Below are 22,352 nucleotides of genomic sequence, written 5' to 3' on the forward strand. Positions count from 1 at the left end.
ACATGACCGCCCACATAAACGAATTCAGACAACGAGCCAAGACCTCCATCGCAGACGCCCGTCTACAGGGTGCTCTTGAGGGCGCTACCGGACACCTGCGGCAAGCGCGTGCCGAATCATTGGCCGATCTGCCCGATGTAGAGGCCTTACGGGATCATTTCAAGGAAGTTCGATCGGCAACGCTGGCGCGGCTGGCCCACCACCTTGAGACCTTCGAACGCAATGCTTTGGCGGCCGGAGCCCACGTGCACTGGGCGGGAAATGCTGAGACAGCTTGCCAGATTGTCATCGACATTGCCCGGCAGCAGGGCGTTACCATGGCGACCAAGAGCAAATCCATGGCCACAGAGGAGATCCGCCTCAATCCGGCTCTCCAGGCAGCCGGCATCCAGCCTGTCGAAACAGACCTGGGAGAATGGATCGTCCAGTTAGCTGATGAGCCCCCTTCCCATATCGTAGCGCCTGCCTTCCACATGACCAGGGCCCAGGTTGCTGAACTGTTCAGCAAGGAGGCGGGCAAAGACTTGCCTCCTGACGATATCCCACTGTTGACCTCGGAGGCCCGGGCGATCCTGAGGCAGAAGTTTTTGGCCTCAGACATGGGGATCAGCGGGGGAAACATCGCGGTGGCCGAGACCGGCAGTGTTGTTCTGGTCACCAACGAGGGCAATGGTCGTATGGTGACCAGCTTGCCCAAAGTACATGTCGCGGTGGTCGGCATCGAAAAGATAGCCCCTACCTGGGACGATGCGGCCGTCTGGCTGTCGCTGTTGGGTCGCAGTTCGACAGGACAGCATTTGACCGCCTACACCACCGCGGTGACCGGCCCGGCTCGTCCTGGAGATCCCGATGGACCGCAGGAGGTTCACATTGTTTTGCTGGACAACAGGCGGAGTCACCAGCTGGGAACGCCCTACGAGGAGGCCCTTCAATGCATACGCTGTGGCGCCTGCCTCAATATCTGCCCCGTCTACCGGGAAGTAGGCGGCCATGCCTACGGCAACCCCTACAGCGGCCCCATTGGTGCCGTCATCGCACCCCTGCTCTTTGGCCTTGAAGCCTACGAAGCGCTGCCCCACGCCAGTTCCCTCTGCGTCGCCTGCCTGGAGGTCTGCCCGGCACGGATTGATCTGCCCCGCATGTTGCTGCAGCTGCGGGCCGACGAAGTGGACAGACGGATCATCCCCTGGTACGAGCGCGCGGCGGAACGGGGACTCGCCTGGGCCTTCACCCATCCCAGGCTATACGATCGGGGCGCAAACGCCGCCCGATTCCTGGGACGCCCCCTTTTCAAAGATGGCCACTCCGCCGTGCCCAGGAAATTGAACCCGGCCCAGCAGCGCCGTCTCCCCGCCCTGGCCCCCCGCTCCTTCCGCCAACGATGGGCCAGCGGTGAGTTGGAGGAGGAGCGCTAAGCAAAACTGGGACGCAACCCGAAACCACCCGGCCGAGGGAAGAAAGAACCGCCCGGAACCGCCTGGTCGTCAAGCGCAACCCGGCGCAATTCCACCCAGTCCCGGCGCTTCCCGCGCGCGATCACATCGTCAATTGCCGCAAGCGTGAACTGTTGGTGAGTGAGATGGCGGTGTAACATAGTCAGAATTATGGCATGTTCAAACCGGCCGGTCAAAGCGAATCTTACCACACATCAACTCGTTCGCGACGCCTCCGTCGGCGACAGGCGCGCCGCACGCACGGCAGGGCAGAGGCCGGCAGGGCCGACAATGAGCAGCGCGGCGGCGAGGCCGCCCAGGGAAATCGAATCTGGGACGTCACTTACTCCATCGTCACGACTCGCACCCGGTGGTTAAGCCTGTCGGCCACCAATAACCGCCCATCCGGCAAGAATTCAAGATCGCTGGGATACCAGAAACTGGCCTGGTGCCCCGGGCCATCGTTGAACCCGGACTCTCCACTGCCGGCCAGCGTGGTCACCATGCCACCGGTGCCGATGCGGCGAATGACATGATTGCCGGAGTCGGCAACATAGATGACGCCATCGGCCGTGACGGCGACGCCGTTGGGTATGTTGAACAACGCCCGATGGGCCGGCCCGTCGCGATAACCTCGCTCCCCAGTGCCCGCCAGGGTGCTGACCGTGCCATCCATGCTGATCTGGCGAATGCGGTGCCCGCCGCCACCGTAGAATCCAGCCCCCTCGGACACGATGATGCGCCCATCCGGCGCCAGATCCAGGCGGTTGGGCGTGCTGAACCCCGCCCCCGCGCCCTGTCCATCCGAATCGCCTGGCTGGCCCGATCCAGCTCGTGTTAGCACACCACCTGTCGGTGCCACAACACGGATAGCGTGATTGTTGAAGTCGGCCACCAGGAGATTGCCCTCACCGTCGAGGATCACATCCATGGGCCAGCGGAAGAACGCCGTTTCCACCTTGCCATCCGCGTAGCCGCCCAGGAAACCAGGATCGCCATTTCCCGCCACCGTCGTCACCTGGCCTGCCGGTGTAACCTTACGGATCCGGTGATTGCGGCTGTCGGCCACGTAGATGTTGCCAGCATCATCCACGGCCAGCCCCTCGGGGCCGTTGAAGCGAGCTTCGATGCCTGCCCCGTCCCGGTAGTTTCCCCACGGGCCTGGATCGCCGCCGCCGGCCAGGGTGGTCACCCCGGCATCCGGTGAGATCAGGCGGATGCGATGGTTTACCCAATCGCTGACCACGACCGTGCCACCGGGCCAGACGGCTATCCCGGCTGGCTCGTGGAACATGGCCGCATCAACGGCCCCATCCCGGTAACCGCCTCCCAACGGGCCGGTCTTGCCACGGCCTGCCAGTGTGGTGACAATCACCGAACCCTGTTCGCGAAATACCGCGCCCTGAACCAAGGACGCGTTGGTGAACGGTGTGGCAACCAGGCAGATCGTCCTCTCCCCCGGAGAATCGCGTCCGCTGTTTTCAATGATCAAAGGTGGGCCCTGGCAGGCGGCTACTATCCCCAATAGGATCAATAGCCCCAGGACCCTGCGTTTCAGCATCGCAGTCCAACCCTACTCCCGGTAATGCGTCCCCATGCTCTCCCGGTTGGCCCAGGCTGCCAGCGTCACGATATTGGCCGAGCGCACCGCGTTGCGCAACCCAATCAATCCATCGCAGAGCTTCGTGCGGTGATAAAAACGCTCGATCTCCGTCTCCAGATGGCGTAGCTCCCGAATGGCCCGGCTGAGCCTGGCCGTGGTGCGGGCCAACCCTACATAGTTCCACATGATATGTTTGATCACGCTCATATCCTGGTTGATCAGCACGGGGTCTGGCGTCACCAAACCCTCGTCGCGCCACTCGGGGATTTCATCGGGATCTGAGCCCAGTTCCGCCGATAGGTTCTCAGCCACGAATCCGGCAACGCGGTAGCCCCAGACCACCCCTTCCAGCAACGACGTACTGGCAAGCCGGTTGGCGCCGTGCACACCGGTGCAGCTCACCTCGCCCACCGCAAACAGCTTCTCGATGGTCGAACGTCCCCACTCGTCGACCCAAACACCGCCACAGAAATAGTGAGCGGCCGGCACGATCGGTACAAGGTCTTTTGTTATGTCGACACCATAGGCCTGGCAACTCTCGTAGATCGTCGGGAAATGTCCCAGGATCTCTTCCTGAGACACGTAAGAACGCAGGTCCAGATAGACATGGGTGACGTCCCGCTCAATCATTTCCTCCCGAATGCTTCGGGCAACCACATCGCGCGGGGCCAAGTCCTTCCACTCCGGCGCATAACGCTGCATAAAGGGCTGCCCATCGGCCGTCACCAGCCGCGCGCCGGAGCCGCGGACAGCCTCGGAGATCAGGAAGTTTGGCGCGGACTCGTGATGGAAGGTAGTGGGGTGGAACTGGACAAACTCATTGTTGATCACCCGCGCTCCCGCCCGATAGGCCATGGCCAAACCATCGCCCCGTGCGCCAGCCGGGTTGCTGGTGCGCAGATAGATCTGCCCAAGACCGCCGGTTGCCAGGATTGTGCAGCGAGCCAGGCAACGTTTCACCCGCTGCTGCTCCTGATCGAACAGGTAAGCGCCGATGCAACGACGCCGATCGTAGACCGACAGCCGGTTGCGTGAATGGTGCGAAGGAGTCAACAGATCGACGGCCGTATGGCCGCTCAGAATGCTCACATTCGGGTGCATCTCCAGCGCCTGGATCAAGGCCCCTTCGATCGCTTTTCCGGAATAATCGGCCACATGCAGGATACGGGCCACCGAGTGACCACCTTCCCGCACCAGGGAGAGTTCACCCTCATCCGTTCGATCAAACTCGACCTGGACACGGTCAAGCAGGACCCGTTCCAGCAGCGCTGGTCCCTGCCTGGAGAGCATCTCGACCGCCGGCGGGTTACTGTGGCCGGCGCCTGCCCGAATGATATCCTCGGCCAGCAGTTCAGGGGAATCGTCGACGCCCCGGTAGACGATTCCTCCCTGGGCATAATAGGTGTTGCTCTCCTCTGGCTTTTTTGCCCGGGTCGCCATCGTGACCGACACACCTTTGTCGGCCAGTTCCAGGGCAGCCGTCGCGCCGGCAATGCCACTTCCAATGATGAGAACTTCAGCTTCGATCAGGTCAGTCATGAGCCCTATCCGATGGCCAGCATGCGGTCAACCGCGGTGAAGGCCCTGGCCCGAATCTCCTCCGGCACGATAGTCTCATACTGCATGTACTTCAGCGCGTCCCGGGTCATCTCCAGGGTAATCTGGTTCATGTGAGGGCAACGCACACTGCAGAGCCGAACCATCTCCTTGGCCGGATTGGCAGCAGCGATATTGTCCCCCATGGAACACTCTGTCAGCAACAGGTAGCGTGAAGCATCCACCTGCTCCACGTAACGGATCAAGGCGTTGGTGCTGCCGCTGAAATCGGATGCCTCGACCACCTCAGGAGAACATTCCGGATGGGCCAGCACAACCACATCGGGGAACTGCGAGCGTACCATCTCGACATCCGCCACGGTGAACTGCTCGTGTACCTCGCAGCGAGCTGTCCAGCCGATCATTTGATAGTCAAGCTCAGTATCCAGGGCCATCATGCCGCTGGGCAGTTTTTTCGGGAAGACGATCTGCTTGCCCGTGTCCCGGGCCACGTTGCGGGCCAGGTACTCGTCGGGCAGGAAAATGACCATGTCGCCGCCCAGGGAGTCCACCACGGCAGCCGCGTTGCTGGAGGTGCAGCAGATATCGCACTCCGCCTTGACGTCAGCATAGGTGTTGACGTAGGTCACCACAGGCACACCCGGAAAGCGGGCCTTGAGAGCACGAACATCCTCGGCCGTGATGCCTTCGGCCAGAGAACAGCCAGCCTTCAGGGAAGGAATCAACACCGTGCGTGTCGGGTTGAGAATCTTGGCCGTCTCAGCCATGAACTTGACGCCGCAGAAGAGGATCACATCCTTATCGGTCATGGCAGCCTTGCGACTTAGATCCAGCGAGTCGCCCACGAAATCGGGAACCGAGTGGAACAGGGCAGGTTCCATGTAGTTGTGCCCCAGGATCACTGCATTGCGCTCAACCTTGAGTTGATTGATCTCAAAGGCCAGTTCCGCCGCGACCTGCAATTCGAAATCGGGTGTGTATTCCCCGATCCGCTCCTGTAATTCCTCGTAGATTTCCTCAACGCTCATATCTGTGCGATCACGAGCAGTAAGTGTCGATGACATAGATCCGCTCCCTTTTTGAGAATCACTCACCTTAATCGTTTCCTCGATCTCCAGGCTTATGTCGAGTGCCTTCACCGAATGGGTGAGGGCTCCCGAGGAAATATAGTCAACACCGGTCCGGGCGATCGCCGCCACCGTGTCCAGGTTGACGTTTCCCGATGCTTCCAACGGCACCCGGCCACCGGCCATGGCTACTGCCTGCCGCATCTGTGCCAGGCTCATGTTATCGACCAGAATGCGATCGACGTCCAGATCCAGGACCTGCTGCAACTGCTCCAGGGTCGTGACCTCGACCTCGATCGCCCGCCCGCGATCGTCGGTTTCCCGGACGCGCCGCACTGCTTCGGCCACACTCCCGACCGCGGCGATGTGGTTGTCCTTGATCATCGCCATGTCGTAGAGACCGAAACGATGATTCTCACCACCGCCCAGGCGAACCGCCCACTTATCGAAAACTCGTAGCCCTGGCGCTGTCTTGCGCGTATCCAGAATGATTGCATGGCTGCCTTCGACGGCGTCCACAAAACGGCGGGTCATCGTCGCAATGCCCGACATGCGTTGCAGATAGTTCAAAGCAAGCCGCTCGCCGGCCAATATGGCGCGCCCGGGACCTACGATGGACGCGATCACCTGCCGGTCGGCCACCCGGTCGCCATCCTGCATATGCCGCGTCACCGTCACCCGCGGATCGAGCTGGCGGAAGACCTCCTCCACCACATCCAGGCCGGCGACGATTCCTGCCTGCTTGGCAAGCAACTCCCCGGACAGGACCAGATCCTCCGGGATAGTGCTCAAGGTCGTAACGTCGCCGTCGCCCATATCCTCATCGAGCGCGTACTCGATCGCCTGTTTTGCCTCTGCCGAAACCTGGCCGTTATTACCTTTCATATTCCTCTTTCCAGTCCACTGTAGACTCCAATCATCTTCTCCCTTCGCCCAACTCAGTATGGTGGCTCTGCTGGCCCGAGATAACCACACATCCCCATCCTCGGTGAGTTCGCCAACGGCACTGGTTCCCCATACTCCTCGTGTGGGTGCTCCTTTACATGCTCATCTACATGCTCATCACACAACGTCCCCCACACGCCCGATTCGTACAGGCACTCTATGCACAACCATGACGCCGCTTGCCCACACTCGATGCATTCTGCCTCCGGTGGATCATTCCGCGCCATCAACATGATCGGATGCACCGTCAACGGCTTGCCTTCCCGTACCTCCACCCCTTTGACCAGCGTCTCCGATGAGGTCCCAAAGTCATAGATGTGCGTCAACTCCACGCCAGGCTCAAAGACCCGCTCCACCTGCCTGCCCTTGGCCATCTCCTCGCCTCGCCAACCACCAACGGAAAACTGGCTCAAATGCCCACAGCATTCCAGCCAGATGGCTCGCAGGTAGCGATCCAAATCCTCCAGCGCCGCCGAACCGTTCATCTCCAGGTGCAACCAGAAGTTCCCTCGCCAGGCGTCCTGCACCTGCAAATGATACAACCGTTGCTCTTTGCCAGCCTGTTGATTGGCCTTTTCAATGGCTTTTTGGCGCTCCGAGCAGGCGCGTAGATGCCTTGTCAGACCGCCTCGCGTCATTTCGCGCCCACAGAAGACGCACTTCCCGCGCGTTTGCTTTCTCCGTGCCATCTGAGCTTCGCCTCCTTCATGAATTGCTGCCGTCAGGGCAGTTCCTATTGAGACAGGATTTCGTCGATAGGCTGCTCTGTCGGCGCTTGGCCTGCTGCACCCTCTCCAGGATCGAGGTCCTCTCGACAGCGCTGAAGCAGCGGGCTGGCCTTGCAGCCAACCTCTCCTCCACAGTCCAGTGGCGTCGCCCTCCCCGACAGGGAAGCCCGCCGGGGGTACCGGTGCCTGCCACCGCACTGTGCACTCCTCGATCATGGATTATATCCCTTCTCACCTTGTCTGAGAAGCGCCCGACTGCCACTTGTTTTTCAGCCCGTTTTCTCTCACTTCCATCCAGGCAATACATCACCCCCCACGCCCCCCGGCCTTCGGCGCTTCTCAACTAACCTAAAGCACACCCAATTAAAATGTTAGCGATTGAGAGTGGCTCGCATTTCAGCCAGGTGATGGAAGCTATGGCGCAAAGCATGATCCTCGATAAAAAACTGGGCAGTTAGCGGGGCGTCGGCGTTGAGCGATACTGTTGCGGCCTGGTCCAGTTCCTCGTCAGTGAACGCCCGGACTCTCTCGGCCGCCGCCCTGCTGTTTTTCCACAACAAGGCGATTGTTTCTTGTTTTTCCACTTCTGTATGTTCCCGGGCATGCTCCGCATTCATCTGGTCAACTGCATCCCAGGTTACGCCGGTAATCGGCTTTCCCACAGCCAATTGCCGGGCCAGGTCAATCTCGACGGGGTACATGCTGGCAATGTGGTGAACCAAAACACCAATCGAGCGTTCCTCACCCGGTACGATCACCTGCCATTCAACGTCAGAAAGACCCTCGGCAAAGGCGGCCAAAGCACCGGTCCCTTGCTCAATCCGGTCGGCCAGGGCATTGGCTCGTTTACTCTTGACCGCATCCATTATCCTGGCTCCCTGTTCAATCTGTTTTCCATAGTCATTGGTTTGAATACTCATAACTGACTCCTTTACTATTATTGTGTTAGATGTATTGTTGAACGATCGTTAGAACAAAATCGAGCGATTTCACAACGGCTATTTGCGGTACTACACCTCCTTCAGTTCGGCGAGATGCCGATTCACGGCAAACTCAAAAACATCAGGCCGAGCGTAATGTCCAGCAACGTCAAACATCCGTTTCGAGGCAGTGATCAAATCAAGGTCGATGTCCGCATAGATGATTTCTTCCCTGTTTTCTACAGGCCCCGCTATTATATTCCCTTGCGGGTCAATTACACAACTGCGTCCCGAATTAATCCATCCGGCATCTTCCGGATAGAGCTTCTTGAACTCGAATCGATCCGGAATATCCTCCGGAACAAGCCAGACCCAGTCCGGATAGGCCGGAATGAATGCTTCCGGAAACACGACCAGCTTTGCCCCATTTTGTCCGGCCTCGGCTATAATGTCGCAAGCTTTTTCCAACGTCGCCTGCCGATCCAGGAATATTGGCGTTACCTGGGCCACGGCAACTGTAAAGTTTTTCTCACTACTCATCTTAATCTCCCTTTTGATTTATACCGCCGGGTGAATGGGGGCGGTGGAGTGAGGAAAGACCGGGCCGGCAAAAACTTCCGGCACGTCCCCCTGCCGTTGCGCGGCAATATCGGCCCCAATTTGAGCCATCGGCGCGCGCGCCGCCTGGCGATAACCGGTAGCGTACGCTTGCAAACTGACAAACAGCGCCACGCCCAGAGCCACGCTGAAAACCGCCGCCAAAGTTCGCCCTGGCCGGTGTAAGAGTTCGGTGAACAGATACGTTGGGTTCAACTGGTAACAACTCCTGATTTTTCGGAAGTGTACCAGCGTTTGCTTGGGGTTTGCTAAAGGAAAGCTAAAGACTTTCTAAAGAAATGAGGAATACACCTTGAGGCGATGTTTATTTTGGGGAAGCAGTCAAGGGCAGGTTCACGGTAAAAACACTCCCCTTCCCCGGCATACCTTCACTTTCAACATTGACCGTACCGCCGTGCGCCTCTACAATTGCTTCTACAATGGACAGCCCCAATCCGGCGCGACCCTCTGCGGGATTGCGGGCGCGGTCGGCGCGATAGAAACGTTCAAAAATGTGGGGCAAATCCTCGGCGGAGATGCCTGCGCCAGTGTCCCGGATGATGAGACGCAATTGTTCATCCTGACATTGGGCAGTCAATAAAATCTCGCCGTTGGCGGGGGTATGCCGCACCGCATTTTCCAGCAGGTTAAAGAGCGCTTGCCCCATCCGCTCCACATCGATGTTGAGCAACGGCAGATCAGCCGGAACTTCATAACGCAGCTGCACCTCCTGTGCCGCCGCCAATGGCATTGCCCGCTCAACAGTTTCTGCAACCAAATCAAGGGGCGCCACGGCGCGCCGATCGAGCGGCAACACGCCCCTATCCAGAGCCGCCGCCTGGCGCAAGTCGCCCACCAGACGCAGCAAGCGAGCTACTTCGACATGCATCGCATCGAAGGCCATTTCCGCCGAGCGCCGGTCAGCGATCTGGCCGAAGCGCAATCCTTCCAGATAGCCGCGAATGACAGTCAGCGGGGTGCGGAGATCGTGCGAGACGTTGGCCACCAGTTCCCTCCGCAACTGCTCTACACTGCCCACGCTTTCTGCCATCTGGTTAAAGGTTCGTCCCAAAGTAGCCACTTCATCTTGCCCGCGCGGCGATACCCGCGCGGTGTAATCGCCCTGCGCAAATTGGATGGCGGCTTGCTCCATTTCAGCCAGGGGACGATTGATAGAACGGGTTAACAGCACACTCAATCCCGCTGCCAGCAGCGCCACAAACACCCCGGCAACAATCAATGCACGAGTCACATCGGCCAAAAAGGTCTCATCGGCGCGTTGATGAGATACATTGTGTTGAACAAAAACCGTGCCGATGGTTGTATCGCTTCCATCAAGCACCGGAATGGTCACATTGATATTGGGAATATTCGCCGCATTCTATCCCATCAGGTCAGATTGGGTGCCGGCGATAATGCGTCCCCGCTCGTCGCCCAGTGTAATTGGCGCGCCAATCATCAATCCGGCTTCTTCGATGTCCGGCTGAACGCCCTTCCACGAGCCATTTCTGGCATAATAGCCCGTTAGCATCACCGGCAGCATTTCGCTGTGAGAAGCAGCTTGAGCGCTGAGATAGCGAGAGAACGTTTGCGCCGTGACCTGGCGAATGATAATTGTCATTAACGCCACGGTTATCCCAATCAATACCAAATAACTGAATAACAAGCGACGCGCCATTAGACTTCCTCTTGAAAAGCGTACCCTACGCCGCGCACGGTGCGAATCAACGTCGCTCCGGCGGGTTCAAGTTTTCGGCGCAGATTGCTGACGTGGGCAGTCACGGTTTCTTCTCCGGCTTCATCGTTGTATCCCCACACCTTTTCCAACAGATGGCCGCACGCAAAAGCCCAGCCGGGATTAGCCATCAAGATATGGAGGATCTCAAACTCTATCGGAGTGAGGTCTATCGGCTTTTTATCCAAAGTGACAATATGGCGGGCGGGGTCGAGCCGCAAACGGGGGCCGCCCAAAAATGCCGGTTGTGGCGGGTCGTTGTATTGATAGGCGCGTCGCAGCAGCGCTTTAACGCGGGCAATGAGTTCAATGGGGCTGAAGGGTTTAGTGAGATAGTCGTCGGCGCCAATGCCCAGCCCAATCGCTTTGTCGGTATCTTCGGCGCGGGCGGTGAGCATCAGATTGGGCGCGGCAGATTGTCGCCGAATACGACGGCACAGTTCCAGCCCGTCAATACCGGGCAGCATAATATCAAGCAAAACCAGTTGCGGCGAGTGTTGCCGAAAAGCTTGTTCACCCGATAGCCCATCTTGGGCGACGATAACCCTGAAATCTTCACGAGGTCCCGCTTCAAGATAACCCGCTCTCCTTAATCATGAAGCGAAACCTCTGGGCATGCTTCTTTCGTCCTGACTACAGCCTAGCATGTTGATATCGTTAACTCTGTCGGGATAAGCATCGATAAGTTGATCACGAACACCACCCTCAAACATATCATCGGTAAATCCGGGGGCCATCGTACACCCAAATAGCGAATATCTTCCTCCGGCCACCATGTGTCCAGCTTGCCAAACGCTCGCTGGAACAACAAATTGTACATATTGTCCCTTTAGCGGATCATCTCCCATAATCACATCTTTGCTTGACCCATCTGGATACAACAACACGAGCCGAAGTGGATCTCCTCCATAAAAGTGCCAGACCTCATCGACAGGTAGTTTATGAAAAAGTGAAACACTACGAGGTTCGTCGCAGTAGAGAGCGATCATGGCGGTGCCACAAGGCTTGCCATCACCGGATTCTTGATCCGAGCGGTAGGTGCTTGTAAACAGGGTTTCTTCAACTGGCAATGGTTCGAGTTTGTAGTGTTCGATTAACGCTTTTGCCTCTGGCAGCATCATTCACCTCATATTTCCGTTAGCCGATCCCCGACAGCATCAAGCAGGCCTTGTGTTTGCTCACTAGTACGCATGCTGGCTCGGGCTGCTTGACCTTCCGGATCTGCGGTCAATGCAATAAAATTCTGAATCATGTGGACAACTTGGGGCTGATGACTGGGAGTGGTGACCTCCTTGAATTCTGTTGGGTTTACAATGCCTGAGCGCTGGATGAAACCGACCGGATACCCAGGAATGTTTATGGCAAATCCATCAGCCCAGTCAAGAACGAAATCATCGAGACTGATCATTCCCCGCTGCCCAAATATGTTGAGTTCCATAGCACAGGTACCGACATTGTAACCGACATCCCAAGTGGATGTGCAACCATCGGACAACAATAGCACCCCCGCACCGCGAATCATAGCACCGGTAACATCATCTCTCTGTGCAAAGCCGCTCGCACTGACAAGACTCGCGCCGGTCGTTGCGAACTCAGTAATTGCCCGCATTGAATACCAGGCCATATCACCAATTGCGCCGGTGGGCTCCTTTTCCGGATTAAACCGGATATTACTTCGATCTGTAGAAGGAAAGAAGAAGGAGGTGTAGATCGCCTGCACTTTGCCAATACGTTCTTCAAGTTCTTGCTTTAGCTGCCTGGTGCGGGGATGGTGAACGAAGTGAGTGGCATCCATAAAGGCAACGCCTTTAGCACGACAGGCCCCCGTAATTTCTTGAAGCGAGCTGAGGTTGACGAACGGCTTTTCAGCAAGGATATGTTTATTGCTCTGCGCCGCGGCAATACAGATATCCTCCCGTGCAGAAGTTGGGGTTGCCACATACACGGCATCGAGACCAGGCCAGGCAACCAGATCATTCCAGGATTCAAAAACCTGCATTTCCCCGTGTTTATCAGCAAATGCTTTGGCGTTCTCGCGGCGTCGACTGGCAACTGCAACTAACCTGGCCTCAGTATCCTTAATGGCATTGGCGACGACGTCGGCGATAAATCCTGTACCGACAATTCCGAGCCTGATCTTGGAATTCATTCCATCCCCTCTCTGGTGATTACTTTCGATGATGTTTCGGCCGCTGCGGATCAGGCGCTCTGTTGAGCATCGCCTGCATCCCGCTTGTTCGATTCTCTCTTGAGTCAGTCAGTTGTTATCCGGCTTCCCCACCAGTCCTCGTTCGGCCGCCAGTCCGGGTCCAAGTACTCAGCGTGCTCTGCCTCAAGCTCCGGCATCAACTCATGCTCCAACTTGCGCAGCAGAGCGTTCTCCTTCTCAGAATCGTATTCTGGATCCGGAGTGGGGAACTTCGCAGGTCACGCCAACCCAGGTCGTCGGCCAATATGAATAGAATGTTTGGGCATTTCATCTTCCTCCTCGAATCGAACGGCTGCGAGCTGAGCGGCCGGGGATCGCTTCTTCACGAGCCCAGAGCGAAGCGAACGCTTTGATTTTCTCTTGCATTTGCCGCCGAATCCCCGGTCCGTTCCAGCGAGTTGTTATGCCGCTCTACTCGGATTTGTTTCCGATAGCGACGATATGCCCAGTTACACCGATAATTGACGGTTCGTCCTCCAGCCATCGAATAGCTTCAAGCATTCGGCTCCGACGCTCAGGAACACTCCATTGCTCATCTAGATCCTGCAGAAAAACGGCAGCGCCCTCAATTGCCAGCACGCTCTCAACCACGAACCCTGCTGCTTGCACTTCCTCTTCCAACTCGTTCGGATGATGGAAGAATGAAGTTGTGAAGTAGCTTGCCTTGCTTGTTGGATTTCGATGCTGACCGTCAGCAAGATCACGCTTAGCTATTTGGATAAAATCTGCATCCTCGAAATAGCCCTCAATTAATCCTTGGAATGTAGATGCAAACCTTGAGATTCCGACAGCAATCAACAGTCCGCCTTGCTTTAGAACACGAAATGCTTCCTGCAAAGCCATGACTCGATCCGAACGCTCAGTGAGGTGGTAAAGAGGGCCGAGCAGCAGTACGACATCGGCATAACCGTCCGGATACTCGAGCTTCCGTGCATCTCCGAGAGTAATTGAGCTAACCGGGAACTCGGATTGTCGCTGGGAAGCCTGACTTGCTTGTTGCAGGTGAAGAGGAATGGGATCAGTCAGGTGAACCTCAAATCCCTCTTGAGCGAGCCAACACGCATATGCTCCGGGTCCCCCACCGACATCTAATACAACTGCAGGCGGATTAGGCAAATAGCGGCTAATGATTTCCTTCGTGCGGGCGAACTCTAACTCACCCTCAGCGCCCAAAAGGCGTTCTGCCTCAAGACCCATCTCGTAGTACGAGGAGGTTTCTTCTGGGAGTGAAGGTTGTCGATTCTCTTTGCTTTTCATTTTCAACCAATCATCCAAAGCGGCATAACGGTGGAATTAAGCGGCGCCTGCAATCCTGTTGCGAATTACCACTGACCAGCCTGGCGCCCGCTTTAGTGATTTGTTAGGCATTTGTATCCTGTATTTCCATAAGCTCTTTAAGCTTTTGTAGGTCACCCCGCACGCCCTTGCGCATTCTCTTTCCCATAAAGAACATCATGAAGCGCATGAATAAAGGTCCTGATATTCTCATCTGAACATTGACGCGGCTGCCGTTGGTTTCTGGTTCCACTTGAAAGATAGCGATCGAACCTTTCAGAGCGCCAGCTGTATGGATAAATTCAAAACTGCGGCCATCTTCAAATCTGGTAATTCCCCAATTCATAGCACCCATATCCTTATGGGTATGCTCGCCTGTTGAGCCTAGCCCATACGGCGGCTGTGAGGTCCATTCGGCTTTGGTGATGCCATTCCGCCATTGAACATCATTGGTAACATCCATCCAATAGCTCCAAATCGATTCAGGGTTTCGTGAAATCGTTATTGTCTCGTTGATTAACATGATTCGTGCCCTTCAAATGTATATATTGAACAGTTGTATTGCATGGTACATTTCAATTAAGAGATGCCTAACGGGATAAGAGTTTCATGTGGCGCAGGGCACACAAAGCGACGACCGACATCGTTGGGTCTGCGTTAGTTGCGGCTGTAGAGCCATCGGGCCGGGAGCCGCCACATAAACTTTGGTTGAACTAAGCCGGGTTATGCGGCTGAGAACCGCTATTTGGACCTACGGCATACGAACCCGTTGGCAGGGATCCGGTGACCCCTGGTGGCCACATTGAAGTTATTGTAGCATCTGAGATGGCCAATGTCAACGCAAAGTTGGCGATCCGATTGAAGTCATGAACCATGAGAGCCCTCTTTGCCAGAGGGTGTCAAGGTTACCTGTTAGAGGAGGTGATCGGCAGATAGGATGAACCACAGGGGCCTCCATGGCCAGGTCTTCGGCCTTACGAGTAAAGTGTGTGTACCGGGCAGTGGTCTTGATAGAGCTATGGCCCAACCAAATCTGGATCAGGCGCAGGTTGACTCCGGCTTCCAGCATATGAGTGGCCCAGGAACCCTAAAGGAGGTTTCGCACTGACGCAACGTGTGGACGGTGGCGTGCTGACGCGCTGCCTTGACGTGCTGATGTGCGCGGGCATGATGGTTTTATGGGTCCGGCACTCCCTTCTCTTCCATGACAGGCACCATCCCCAGGGGATGGCACCTCACACTTGACAGGCAACGGACAGTAGCATATCCTTGAAAGTGTCAACCCCGACCATAGCCCGGCCCCCTTGTGGGCGTTCACAAGCGAAAAGCAAACCATGACCGACCGCGACGAAATCCTCAATCGACTGAAGGCGCAGGAACGGGACGCCACCCACCCACCCGCCTGGCGCTCCCGGCGACACTTCGACGACCTGGCAGAGCGCTTTTCCACCTCGCTGACCGCGTCCGGCGGCCAGGTCCACCGGGCCGGGAGCCTGGACGCCGCGCTCGCCCAACTGGATGCGCTGCTGCCAGAACTGGCGGCTCGACAGGTCGCGGTCAATCACGAACCACCGTTCGACCAACTGGACCTGCCCGGGCGCTGGCCCAACGTTGACCTATACCTTGCCGGTCAAAGCGGCGGCGACCTGACCCTGTTCTGCGCGTCGGCCGACGTGGGACTCAGCGGCGCGAGCGCTGCGCTGGCAGAGACTGGTACCATTGTCTTGCACAACGGGCCAGGCAGCAGCCGCCTGGTAACCCTGCTCCCCCCGATCCACATCGCGCTGGTAGCTACCTCCCAACTGACCACCGATATCTTCACGTGGACCGCCGCTCGCGATGGCCAGATTCCAGCCTCCCTCACCCTGGTCAGCGGGCCCAGCAAGACCGCCGACATCGAACAGGTGCTGGCCATCGGGGTCCATGGCCCCAAACGCCTGATCGTCTTCCTCTACGACGACGATTGACCTCCCTCACGCGGCCTTTTTGCCCAGACGTTTTTTGCCTACCTTAAAAATCCGCCCCAAATTGGGCGTTTTTTGACAAGTTATGGTATAATAACCCTGACAGTACGCCGCCAGTCCAGGTTTCAATCCTGTTGGCGGCCCTCGAGCCTTGCATCTCGAGACATTATTGCCAACATCGACGCCAAAAGAGAGGCAGGTATCAAGCCACCCCGCGCCCGCTTATCCCTTTGCCACTCCCACCCATAATACCTGGGAGGATTCATCATGCGCGAAATGACTCAAGCGCCATCCATTGCCAATATCGTCCTACCCCCAACGGTGAATCAGTTCGCCCGGCTGGAGATCACCCTGGACGTCACCACCCAGGCCACCGATCTCTACCTGCCGTACGACGCGTCCCCTCCTGCCGGTCAGGCCGCCGCTACCGGCATCACAGTCGATGCCATTTTCACCGATCCGGATAGCAACACCTATATCTTGCCGGCCTTCTACCACCAGTCCTTCCAGACCCAGCAGGGCCATGGCCGCGACTGGATTTACCCCCTGGACACCTATGCCTGGCACGTGCGCTTTGCGCCTGCCCTGCCCGGCACCTGGACAATGGAACTCTCGGCTACCGACGGGGGCGGCACCGTCCAGGAAGGGCCTCTCTCCTTTGATGTCCAGCCTTCCGCCAGCCGCGGTTTCGTCCGCGAGTCTCAGACCGACCCCCGCTATTTCGAATACGGCGATGGCTCCCCCTTCAAGGGCCTGGGCTACAACTTCGACTACAAGACCCTGGATTGGAACGATCCCTCCCAGGCCACCATGGAGTGCCAGACCTTCGCCAACTTCGGCATGGACCTGGCCCGCTACTGGCTGTCGGAGCCTCCCCTGTTCGGCGGTCTGATCAACCCCCTGCGCCAGTGGGACGCTGATCACACCTATGATTCGTTCGCTGGGTTGACGGTGTCTGTAGCCGATGCGGGTCGGGAAGTATCCTGGCGGCTCAACAGTGAGCGGGGCAGCTTCAAGACCCGTTTCCTGGCCCTGGGCGCCCTCACCGAGAGCCTGCCCGTTAAACCAGGCACCCAGTACAGAATCAGCCTGCGCCTGCACATCCCGGAGAACTTGCTGCAGGACGATCTGGCTCAGGATTTTGGTTTCGTGGTCAAACAGGATACCCCCATTCTCGATCCCTCCCTGGTCGTCGATCCCACCCATGGGACTCCGTTGGGCGGTTACGTTACGGGAACAGGAGCAAGCTGGATCGACTATGCAGCGGAATACACCACACCGGCCAATCAATATTTCCTTCCCTACCTCTACTTTGCCCTGGTCAACTGCGTTGCCGATGATAAGACCGCCTATTTCGACGACGTGCAGATTCACGAGCTGTCAGGCGGTGTTCCCGTTGGCCCCAACCTGCTGGACAAGGGCCTGGCCGACCAGCATCTCTACGTCAGCCAGCGGGGCGCCCATACCGTCGACCAGTTCGTCGAGGCCGCGGAAGGAGCGGGCATCACCTTGAAGCTTGTCCTGTTGGAGAAAAACGATCCCATCTTTGGCCACATGGATCGAACCACCGGCCTGCTGGACGCGGCATTTTCTGTGGACAATTTCTACGGCGGCGAAGACCAGAGCATCAACCGCTGCCGCTGGCTGCAGCAGGCCTGGTGGCGCTACTGCCAGGCCCGCTGGGGCTACTCTGCCGCCGTCCATTCCTGGGAGTTGCTCAACGAGGGAGGAATCAATAACCCGCGCCATGAGAACCTGGCCCAGATGATGGGCAGCTTCATGGCCCAGTACGAGCCCAACAGCCATCCCTGCACCACCTCCTTCTGGTCAGGCTTCGACCATGCCTTCTGGACAAATCCGGCCTTTCCCGACATGGCCTACGCCGACTGGCACAAATATATCGAGCCCACCGACTCCTATTGGGGCGACACGGCCCGGGCCCACATCGACGGAGTCGATGGCCTGCAGCCGGTGGACAAACCGGTGGTGCGGGGAGAGACCATGGTGTGGGACGACAATGATCCGCACTCCTACGAACCTCGCCTGTTGGAAGACACCGCCGGCACCTGGCTGCGCCACTGGCTCTGGTCCCAGCTGCACAGCAAACAGCTCTACGAACTCTGGTGGTACCACCGGAATGTCATCTCGCAGACCGCTGAAGCGGGCGTCGATCAACGTCCCCACATCCTGGCCTTTTCCCGTTTCCTGGAGGGCATCCCCCTCAACAACGGGACCTATCAGGATCTGGGCGTGTCAGCTCAGGACCTCCTGGTGGTCGGCCAGTGGGACACCGCCAGCGGCGACGGCCATCTCTGGGTACGGGCCGATGGCGCGGTCCCCTACACCTGGCTCAACGTGGTCAACAGCGAGACGATAACGCCTGTCAGCGAGGATATCACCATCCCTGGCCTCTTTCCCGACCGGGCATACACGGTGCAGAACATCAGCACGGCCGATGGTGTGACCCTGCTCGATGAGGTCGGGCTTTTCAGCGATGCCCAGGGCAATCTGCTCGTCCGTGGTGCAGATTTTCCCTCGCTGCTCGCTTTGCTCGGCGATACCGCCTTCAAATTCCAGGCCCAGCCCGAGTCCCAGCTGGCGCCCATCCTGCTGCACGCTACCTTCACCGAAACGGGCGTCGCCCTTTCCGCCACCGATCTGGCCGGCAACGAACCGGTCTGTTCCCTCCGCCGCTTCTCCCGCAGCGACGGCAGCGCAACCACCCTGGCCGATGCCGCGCCAACAACCTACGATCATATCTTGAAAACCTGGATGTACCGGATCGACAATGCAGATCTCGGACGTTTCCAGTACGTCGCCCGCTTCCATACCGATTATGCCGACGCCGACCAGGCTGATGTCTGGGCATTGGGAGCCATCTATGATGCCCCCTTGAGCGCCGTTGGTGCCCAGAGCCTCTCCACAGCCGCCCTCGCCCAGTTCGTCACCCATGACACGGGAGAAAGCTCGGCAGCCAGCGCTTCGGTGGCCGAGCTCTCCAAGGCATCGGGATTCAGCACCTTCGACCCATCGACCGAGCAAGTGATTGCCGATGTGCGCAGGATCAACGGCGATCCCATCGACGATTCGGTTTCCTATGACCAGCGGGCCATCCTTTATCTTCAGCAGCTCAAATTGGAAACTGACGCCAGCGGAGAAGGTGCCCTCGATGCCTTCAATCACAGTCCGGATGGGATGGGCATGCGCAACGAGGGCAATATCGGCATGTACAACGAGGGGGTGTCTCAAGGCCAATACAACTGGGGACGCGGTACCCAGGGAGCGGGACAGTACAACCGTGGCAGTACCCAGGGGCAGATGAACGAGGCTTCCGAAGGCTACGGCCAGGAAAACCGGGGAACAGCAGCGGGACAACGCAACATTGGCAGCGCTTTCGGCCAGACCAACATCGGTACGGCTGCAGGGCAACAGAACAGCGCTTCTGCAGGGCCGGGCCAGGAAAACAGGAGCTCATCAGGCCCAGGGCAGCTCAACATCGGCACCGGTCAGGGCCTGTTGAACCAGGCCTCGGCAGGCTCAGGGCAAGTGAACCAGGGAACTGTCAAGGATGTGGATGGCTATGATCCCGACATCGTGGCCGGTTTCTGGGACCGCTTGACCAGCACCTTGACCTCGGCCGGCAGCATCGGGAAATTGCTTGCCGACACCCTGGACGCCACCCTCTCCAGCCGCAGCAGTCATAGCGCCGACGACGTGATCACCGGTCTGCCGACCGCCGCGGATACCGATACGCAGCTCAGCACTACCCATGGTGCCGGTTCCTGGGAAGCAGGGACACCGCTTACCTCGGTCGGAGAGATCGATCCGGTCAGTGAGTTCTGGAAACCTTTTGACCGAACTTCCGTCGTGGTGACTGCCAAAAACACAGCTGGACTGCTGACGATCCGCCAGGCAATCAACTTCCGCGCAACACTGAATCGCCTTCAGATTCCCGCCGACTGGGATCAACTCATATGGACGGTGTTCGCTGCCGATGGCACCAGCCCGCTGGTGCAAGCCAGCGTGAGCGAACGAGCCAAATCGTTGGATGGCCTTCAGGTGATAACGGGAAAGGCAGCAAGCAAAGGTGGCCTGGTCACCGGCGACGGATCGCTGATCGTCGATGCCCGGGTGGGCACGGTTCGGCTGGGCCTGAGCCACAAGGCTACGGCTCTCATGCCCCAGGTCGAGGGGGTTCCCTGGACCCTTGAGGCCGTGCGCGACCAGGATGAAATCGCACGGGTCACCGAAGGTTTCTGCGACATCCTGCCGTTGGACGGTGGGTGATTGAGGGGCTTACAGCATCAACATCGACAACTTTTTGTCGATAACGCACTCATTGAAAACGCCGTACTGGTCAAATTGCCCCGCTGGGGCTTCATCTTCCGAGCGCAGTCTCGGAACGATGCATAGTACCTTTCGAGTCAGATTCTTGCCCAGTGTGCAAGAAAATTATCCGCGAACCCAACAAAGATGTACCGCAGCAATGTCCCGAGCTTGTCGAGGGGCACTATCCTGCCCACTCCGCCCACCTCGTGCATTCGTGACCCCATTCGTGGACAGCCCAGAACACCGCCGTCCCCACATTGCCAGGCTCTCATCTCTCGGTGGCCTTACCTAGCTAGCTCACGCACCGTCTGCTGACGTCTCGCACCGCTTGCTGCCTCCCGGCACGCCTGCTGGCGTAGCTCACGCCACATCGGCAGACGATGCCTGCTGGCGGCGTCTCCGCGTCCCCCATTCCCCGCGTCTCCGCGTCGCCCCATCCCCGCGTCCCTACCTAGCTAGCTCACGCACCGTCTGCTGACGTCTCGCACCGCTTGCTAGCGTCACGGTACGCCTGCTGGCGGCGTCGCCCCATTCCCCACGCGTCTCCGCCCTCCTGAAACCTATCTCCGTTCAAGCACACGCGTATCAAAGATCTTGTCGTGCCACGCCTCGCCGTCGTGATCGAAGGCTGCCCAGATATAGCCGAGACCAAAGATCAACCCGCTGATCCAGTAACCGACGGTACCTCGCAATCCCGCCCGCAAAAAAGACAGCGGTTCCTCATTCCGACGCACAACCTGAATGCCGAGGGCCTTCATCCCGAGCGATTGGCCATCTTTGCTCCAGAAATACCCGAAGTAAAGGAACTGTACCAGCCACAGAACAGCCGCCATAAGCAACGCCAGACCGCCGACCAGCAGGGCCAATAGATCGCTATCCGTGCCGGAGTATAAGCCGGTAACCAGTCCCAGCAGGCCTGCCAGAACGCCAGCAGCAAGTCCGACCCCTATCCAATCGATGAACCATGCCGAAAACCTCGATCCAAATCTTGCTGTTTCCATGATACTATCCTCCTGCATAAAGATATTTTCCGCTTTCACCCTTCGACACGCCCTTACCCCTCCACTTGCACAACCCACGTGTCAAAGATCTTATCGTGCCAGGCTTCCCTGTTGCCATCGAAGGCTGCCCAGATATAGCCGAGACCAAAAACCAGGCCACTGATCCAATAGCCCACGCTGCCGCGCAAACCTGCACGCACGAAGCTCAGTGGTTCACCGTCGCGGCGTACCACCCGCATATCGAATAGCTTCATGCCAATCGATCTTCCGCTCTTGCTCCAGAAAAAGCCAAAATAGAGGAACTGAAGCAGCACCAGCAGAAGCCCGGTCAACAGCGCCCCGGACCCGGTCAGGAACTCCAGCAGTCCACTCTGAGTGTTGTTGGCCACAGCCATAAGTGCCCAGAAGAGGAATCCGAGCGATATCGACACGATACTCATGGCGATGGAATCGAACAGCCAGGCGAAAAACCGGGGAACAAATTCTGCTTTGCTCACAAACACTTCTCCGTTCATTATGATTCGTAACTGTACAGGCCTAGCAGAAATATCTCGCACCCGTCATTGCGAACCCTGATTGACTGACAAAAGTCCATGAGGCACATCTTTCCAACAAAGGCAAGATAGCCAATACTCTACCTCATCACTACGCCATGAGAAGGAGAGTAACGATGGAAGACACGCCTCGCCTGTATGATACCTCGTTTCAAGTATTGCGGCAACATGGAAAATGGTCGGATGTGCGTCATGCCAAGGTCCTGGGCCTGGATGATTGCGGGATTGGTCCAGGCTGGAACAGCGAGTTTGACGGCTTGGATACCCTTCGCGCCTTCGTGGTCCAAACCCTCCCCGCGCCTTCGTGGTCCAAACCCTCCCTTCGTTCCCCTCGCTCTTCGCGTCCTTCGTTCCCTTCGCGCTTCGCGTCCTTCGCGACCCTTCGCGCCTTCGTGGTCCAAACCCTCCCTTCGTTCCCCTCGCTCTTCGCGTCCT

20 protein-coding genes and 2 pseudogenes are annotated in these 22,352 nt (G+C 57.9%); 4 read left to right on the forward strand and 18 right to left on the reverse strand.

Annotated features, from left to right (window positions below):
• Positions 1 to 2 precede the first annotated feature (2 nt).
• On the forward strand, positions 3 to 1,415 hold the full coding sequence (locus tag U9R25_12745) for a LutB/LldF family L-lactate oxidation iron-sulfur protein (protein MEA3336775.1): 1,413 nt from the start codon (positions 3 to 5) through the stop codon (positions 1,413 to 1,415).
• Between the two features lie 361 nt (positions 1,416 to 1,776).
• Here the strand turns inward: U9R25_12745 and U9R25_12750 are convergent, their stop codons facing one another.
• From U9R25_12750 to U9R25_12825, 16 genes and pseudogenes are all read right to left on the reverse strand, one after another.
• Entirely contained in the window at positions 1,777 to 2,994 is a 1,218-nt protein-coding gene (locus tag U9R25_12750) for an NHL repeat-containing protein (GenBank protein ID MEA3336776.1), read from the reverse strand.
• Positions 2,995 to 3,006: 12 nt separating this feature from the next.
• The gene (nadB, locus tag U9R25_12755) at positions 3,007 to 4,575 is read right to left on the reverse strand and encodes an L-aspartate oxidase (GenBank protein MEA3336777.1); all 1,569 of its coding nucleotides are present in this window, start codon (positions 4,573 to 4,575) and stop codon (positions 3,007 to 3,009) included.
• A 5-nt stretch (positions 4,576 to 4,580) separates the two neighbouring features.
• The gene (nadA, locus tag U9R25_12760; GenBank protein MEA3336778.1) at positions 4,581 to 5,621 is read right to left on the reverse strand and encodes a quinolinate synthase NadA; all 1,041 of its coding nucleotides are present in this window, start codon (positions 5,619 to 5,621) and stop codon (positions 4,581 to 4,583) included.
• Between the two features lie 93 nt (positions 5,622 to 5,714).
• A pseudogene (nadC, locus tag U9R25_12765) lies at positions 5,715 to 6,545 on the reverse strand (carboxylating nicotinate-nucleotide diphosphorylase).
• 53 nt (positions 6,546 to 6,598) lie between these two features.
• Positions 6,599 to 7,294 carry a hypothetical protein gene (locus U9R25_12770; GenBank protein ID MEA3336779.1) on the reverse strand — a complete coding sequence of 232 codons (696 nt, stop codon included), beginning with the start codon at positions 7,292 to 7,294 and terminating at the stop codon, positions 6,599 to 6,601.
• Between the two features lie 410 nt (positions 7,295 to 7,704).
• Positions 7,705 to 8,253: a DinB family protein gene (locus U9R25_12775; protein ID MEA3336780.1), complete on the reverse strand. Its 549-nt coding sequence runs from the start codon at positions 8,251 to 8,253 to the stop codon at positions 7,705 to 7,707.
• Between the two features lie 90 nt (positions 8,254 to 8,343).
• Positions 8,344 to 8,793 (reverse strand): nitrilase-related carbon-nitrogen hydrolase, encoded by a 450-nt coding sequence (locus tag U9R25_12780; protein ID MEA3336781.1) that lies wholly within the window; start codon positions 8,791 to 8,793, stop codon positions 8,344 to 8,346.
• Between the two features lie 18 nt (positions 8,794 to 8,811).
• Positions 8,812 to 9,066, reverse strand: coding sequence for a hypothetical protein (locus U9R25_12785; GenBank protein MEA3336782.1), 255 nt, complete (start codon positions 9,064 to 9,066; stop codon positions 8,812 to 8,814).
• Between the two features lie 109 nt (positions 9,067 to 9,175).
• Positions 9,176 to 10,204, reverse strand: coding sequence for an ATP-binding protein (locus U9R25_12790; GenBank protein ID MEA3336783.1), 1,029 nt, complete (start codon positions 10,202 to 10,204; stop codon positions 9,176 to 9,178).
• A 27-nt stretch (positions 10,205 to 10,231) separates the two neighbouring features.
• Complete coding sequence (locus tag U9R25_12795) at positions 10,232 to 10,528, reverse strand: hypothetical protein (protein MEA3336784.1); 297 nt, start codon at positions 10,526 to 10,528, stop codon at positions 10,232 to 10,234.
• The gene (locus tag U9R25_12800) at positions 10,528 to 10,821 is read right to left on the reverse strand and encodes a winged helix-turn-helix domain-containing protein (GenBank protein ID MEA3336785.1); all 294 of its coding nucleotides are present in this window, start codon (positions 10,819 to 10,821) and stop codon (positions 10,528 to 10,530) included. Before U9R25_12800 ends, U9R25_12795 begins: the two co-directional genes overlap by 1 nt.
• 63 nt (positions 10,822 to 10,884) lie before the next feature.
• Positions 10,885 to 11,133 (reverse strand): annotated as a pseudogene (locus U9R25_12805) (response regulator).
• Positions 11,134 to 11,178: 45 nt separating this feature from the next.
• The gene (locus U9R25_12810; protein ID MEA3336786.1) at positions 11,179 to 11,706 is read right to left on the reverse strand and encodes a cupin domain-containing protein; all 528 of its coding nucleotides are present in this window, start codon (positions 11,704 to 11,706) and stop codon (positions 11,179 to 11,181) included.
• A gap of 5 nt (positions 11,707 to 11,711) precedes the next feature.
• Positions 11,712 to 12,734 (reverse strand): Gfo/Idh/MocA family oxidoreductase, encoded by a 1,023-nt coding sequence (locus U9R25_12815; GenBank protein ID MEA3336787.1) that lies wholly within the window; start codon positions 12,732 to 12,734, stop codon positions 11,712 to 11,714.
• 471 nt (positions 12,735 to 13,205) lie between these two features.
• The gene (locus U9R25_12820) at positions 13,206 to 14,051 is read right to left on the reverse strand and encodes a class I SAM-dependent methyltransferase (protein MEA3336788.1); all 846 of its coding nucleotides are present in this window, start codon (positions 14,049 to 14,051) and stop codon (positions 13,206 to 13,208) included.
• Between the two features lie 103 nt (positions 14,052 to 14,154).
• Positions 14,155 to 14,592 carry an SRPBCC family protein gene (locus U9R25_12825; protein ID MEA3336789.1) on the reverse strand — a complete coding sequence of 146 codons (438 nt, stop codon included), beginning with the start codon at positions 14,590 to 14,592 and terminating at the stop codon, positions 14,155 to 14,157.
• Between the two features lie 811 nt (positions 14,593 to 15,403).
• Here U9R25_12825 and U9R25_12830 point away from each other — a divergent pair.
• A complete protein-coding gene (locus U9R25_12830; protein ID MEA3336790.1) occupies positions 15,404 to 16,036 on the forward strand; it encodes a lactate utilization protein in 633 nt (210 codons plus the stop codon).
• A 264-nt stretch (positions 16,037 to 16,300) separates the two neighbouring features.
• The gene (locus U9R25_12835; protein MEA3336791.1) at positions 16,301 to 20,320 is read left to right on the forward strand and encodes a DUF5060 domain-containing protein; all 4,020 of its coding nucleotides are present in this window, start codon (positions 16,301 to 16,303) and stop codon (positions 20,318 to 20,320) included.
• Between the two features lie 602 nt (positions 20,321 to 20,922).
• Here U9R25_12835 and U9R25_12840 read toward each other — a convergent pair.
• Together U9R25_12840 and U9R25_12845 are read right to left on the reverse strand one after the other, a co-directional pair.
• Complete coding sequence (locus U9R25_12840) at positions 20,923 to 21,363, reverse strand: RDD family protein (protein MEA3336792.1); 441 nt, start codon at positions 21,361 to 21,363, stop codon at positions 20,923 to 20,925.
• A 53-nt stretch (positions 21,364 to 21,416) separates the two neighbouring features.
• Positions 21,417 to 21,860 carry an RDD family protein gene (locus U9R25_12845; GenBank protein MEA3336793.1) on the reverse strand — a complete coding sequence of 148 codons (444 nt, stop codon included), beginning with the start codon at positions 21,858 to 21,860 and terminating at the stop codon, positions 21,417 to 21,419.
• 173 nt (positions 21,861 to 22,033) lie between these two features.
• On the opposite strand from U9R25_12845, the gene U9R25_12850 reads away from it, so the two are divergent.
• Positions 22,034 to 22,352: hypothetical protein (locus U9R25_12850; protein ID MEA3336794.1), on the forward strand; the 319-nt coding region annotated here is incomplete at its 3' end.

This window comes from Chloroflexota bacterium (assembly GCA_034717495.1).
In the GTDB taxonomy this organism is placed as follows: domain Bacteria; phylum Chloroflexota; class Anaerolineae; order JAAEKA01; family JAAEKA01; genus JAYELL01.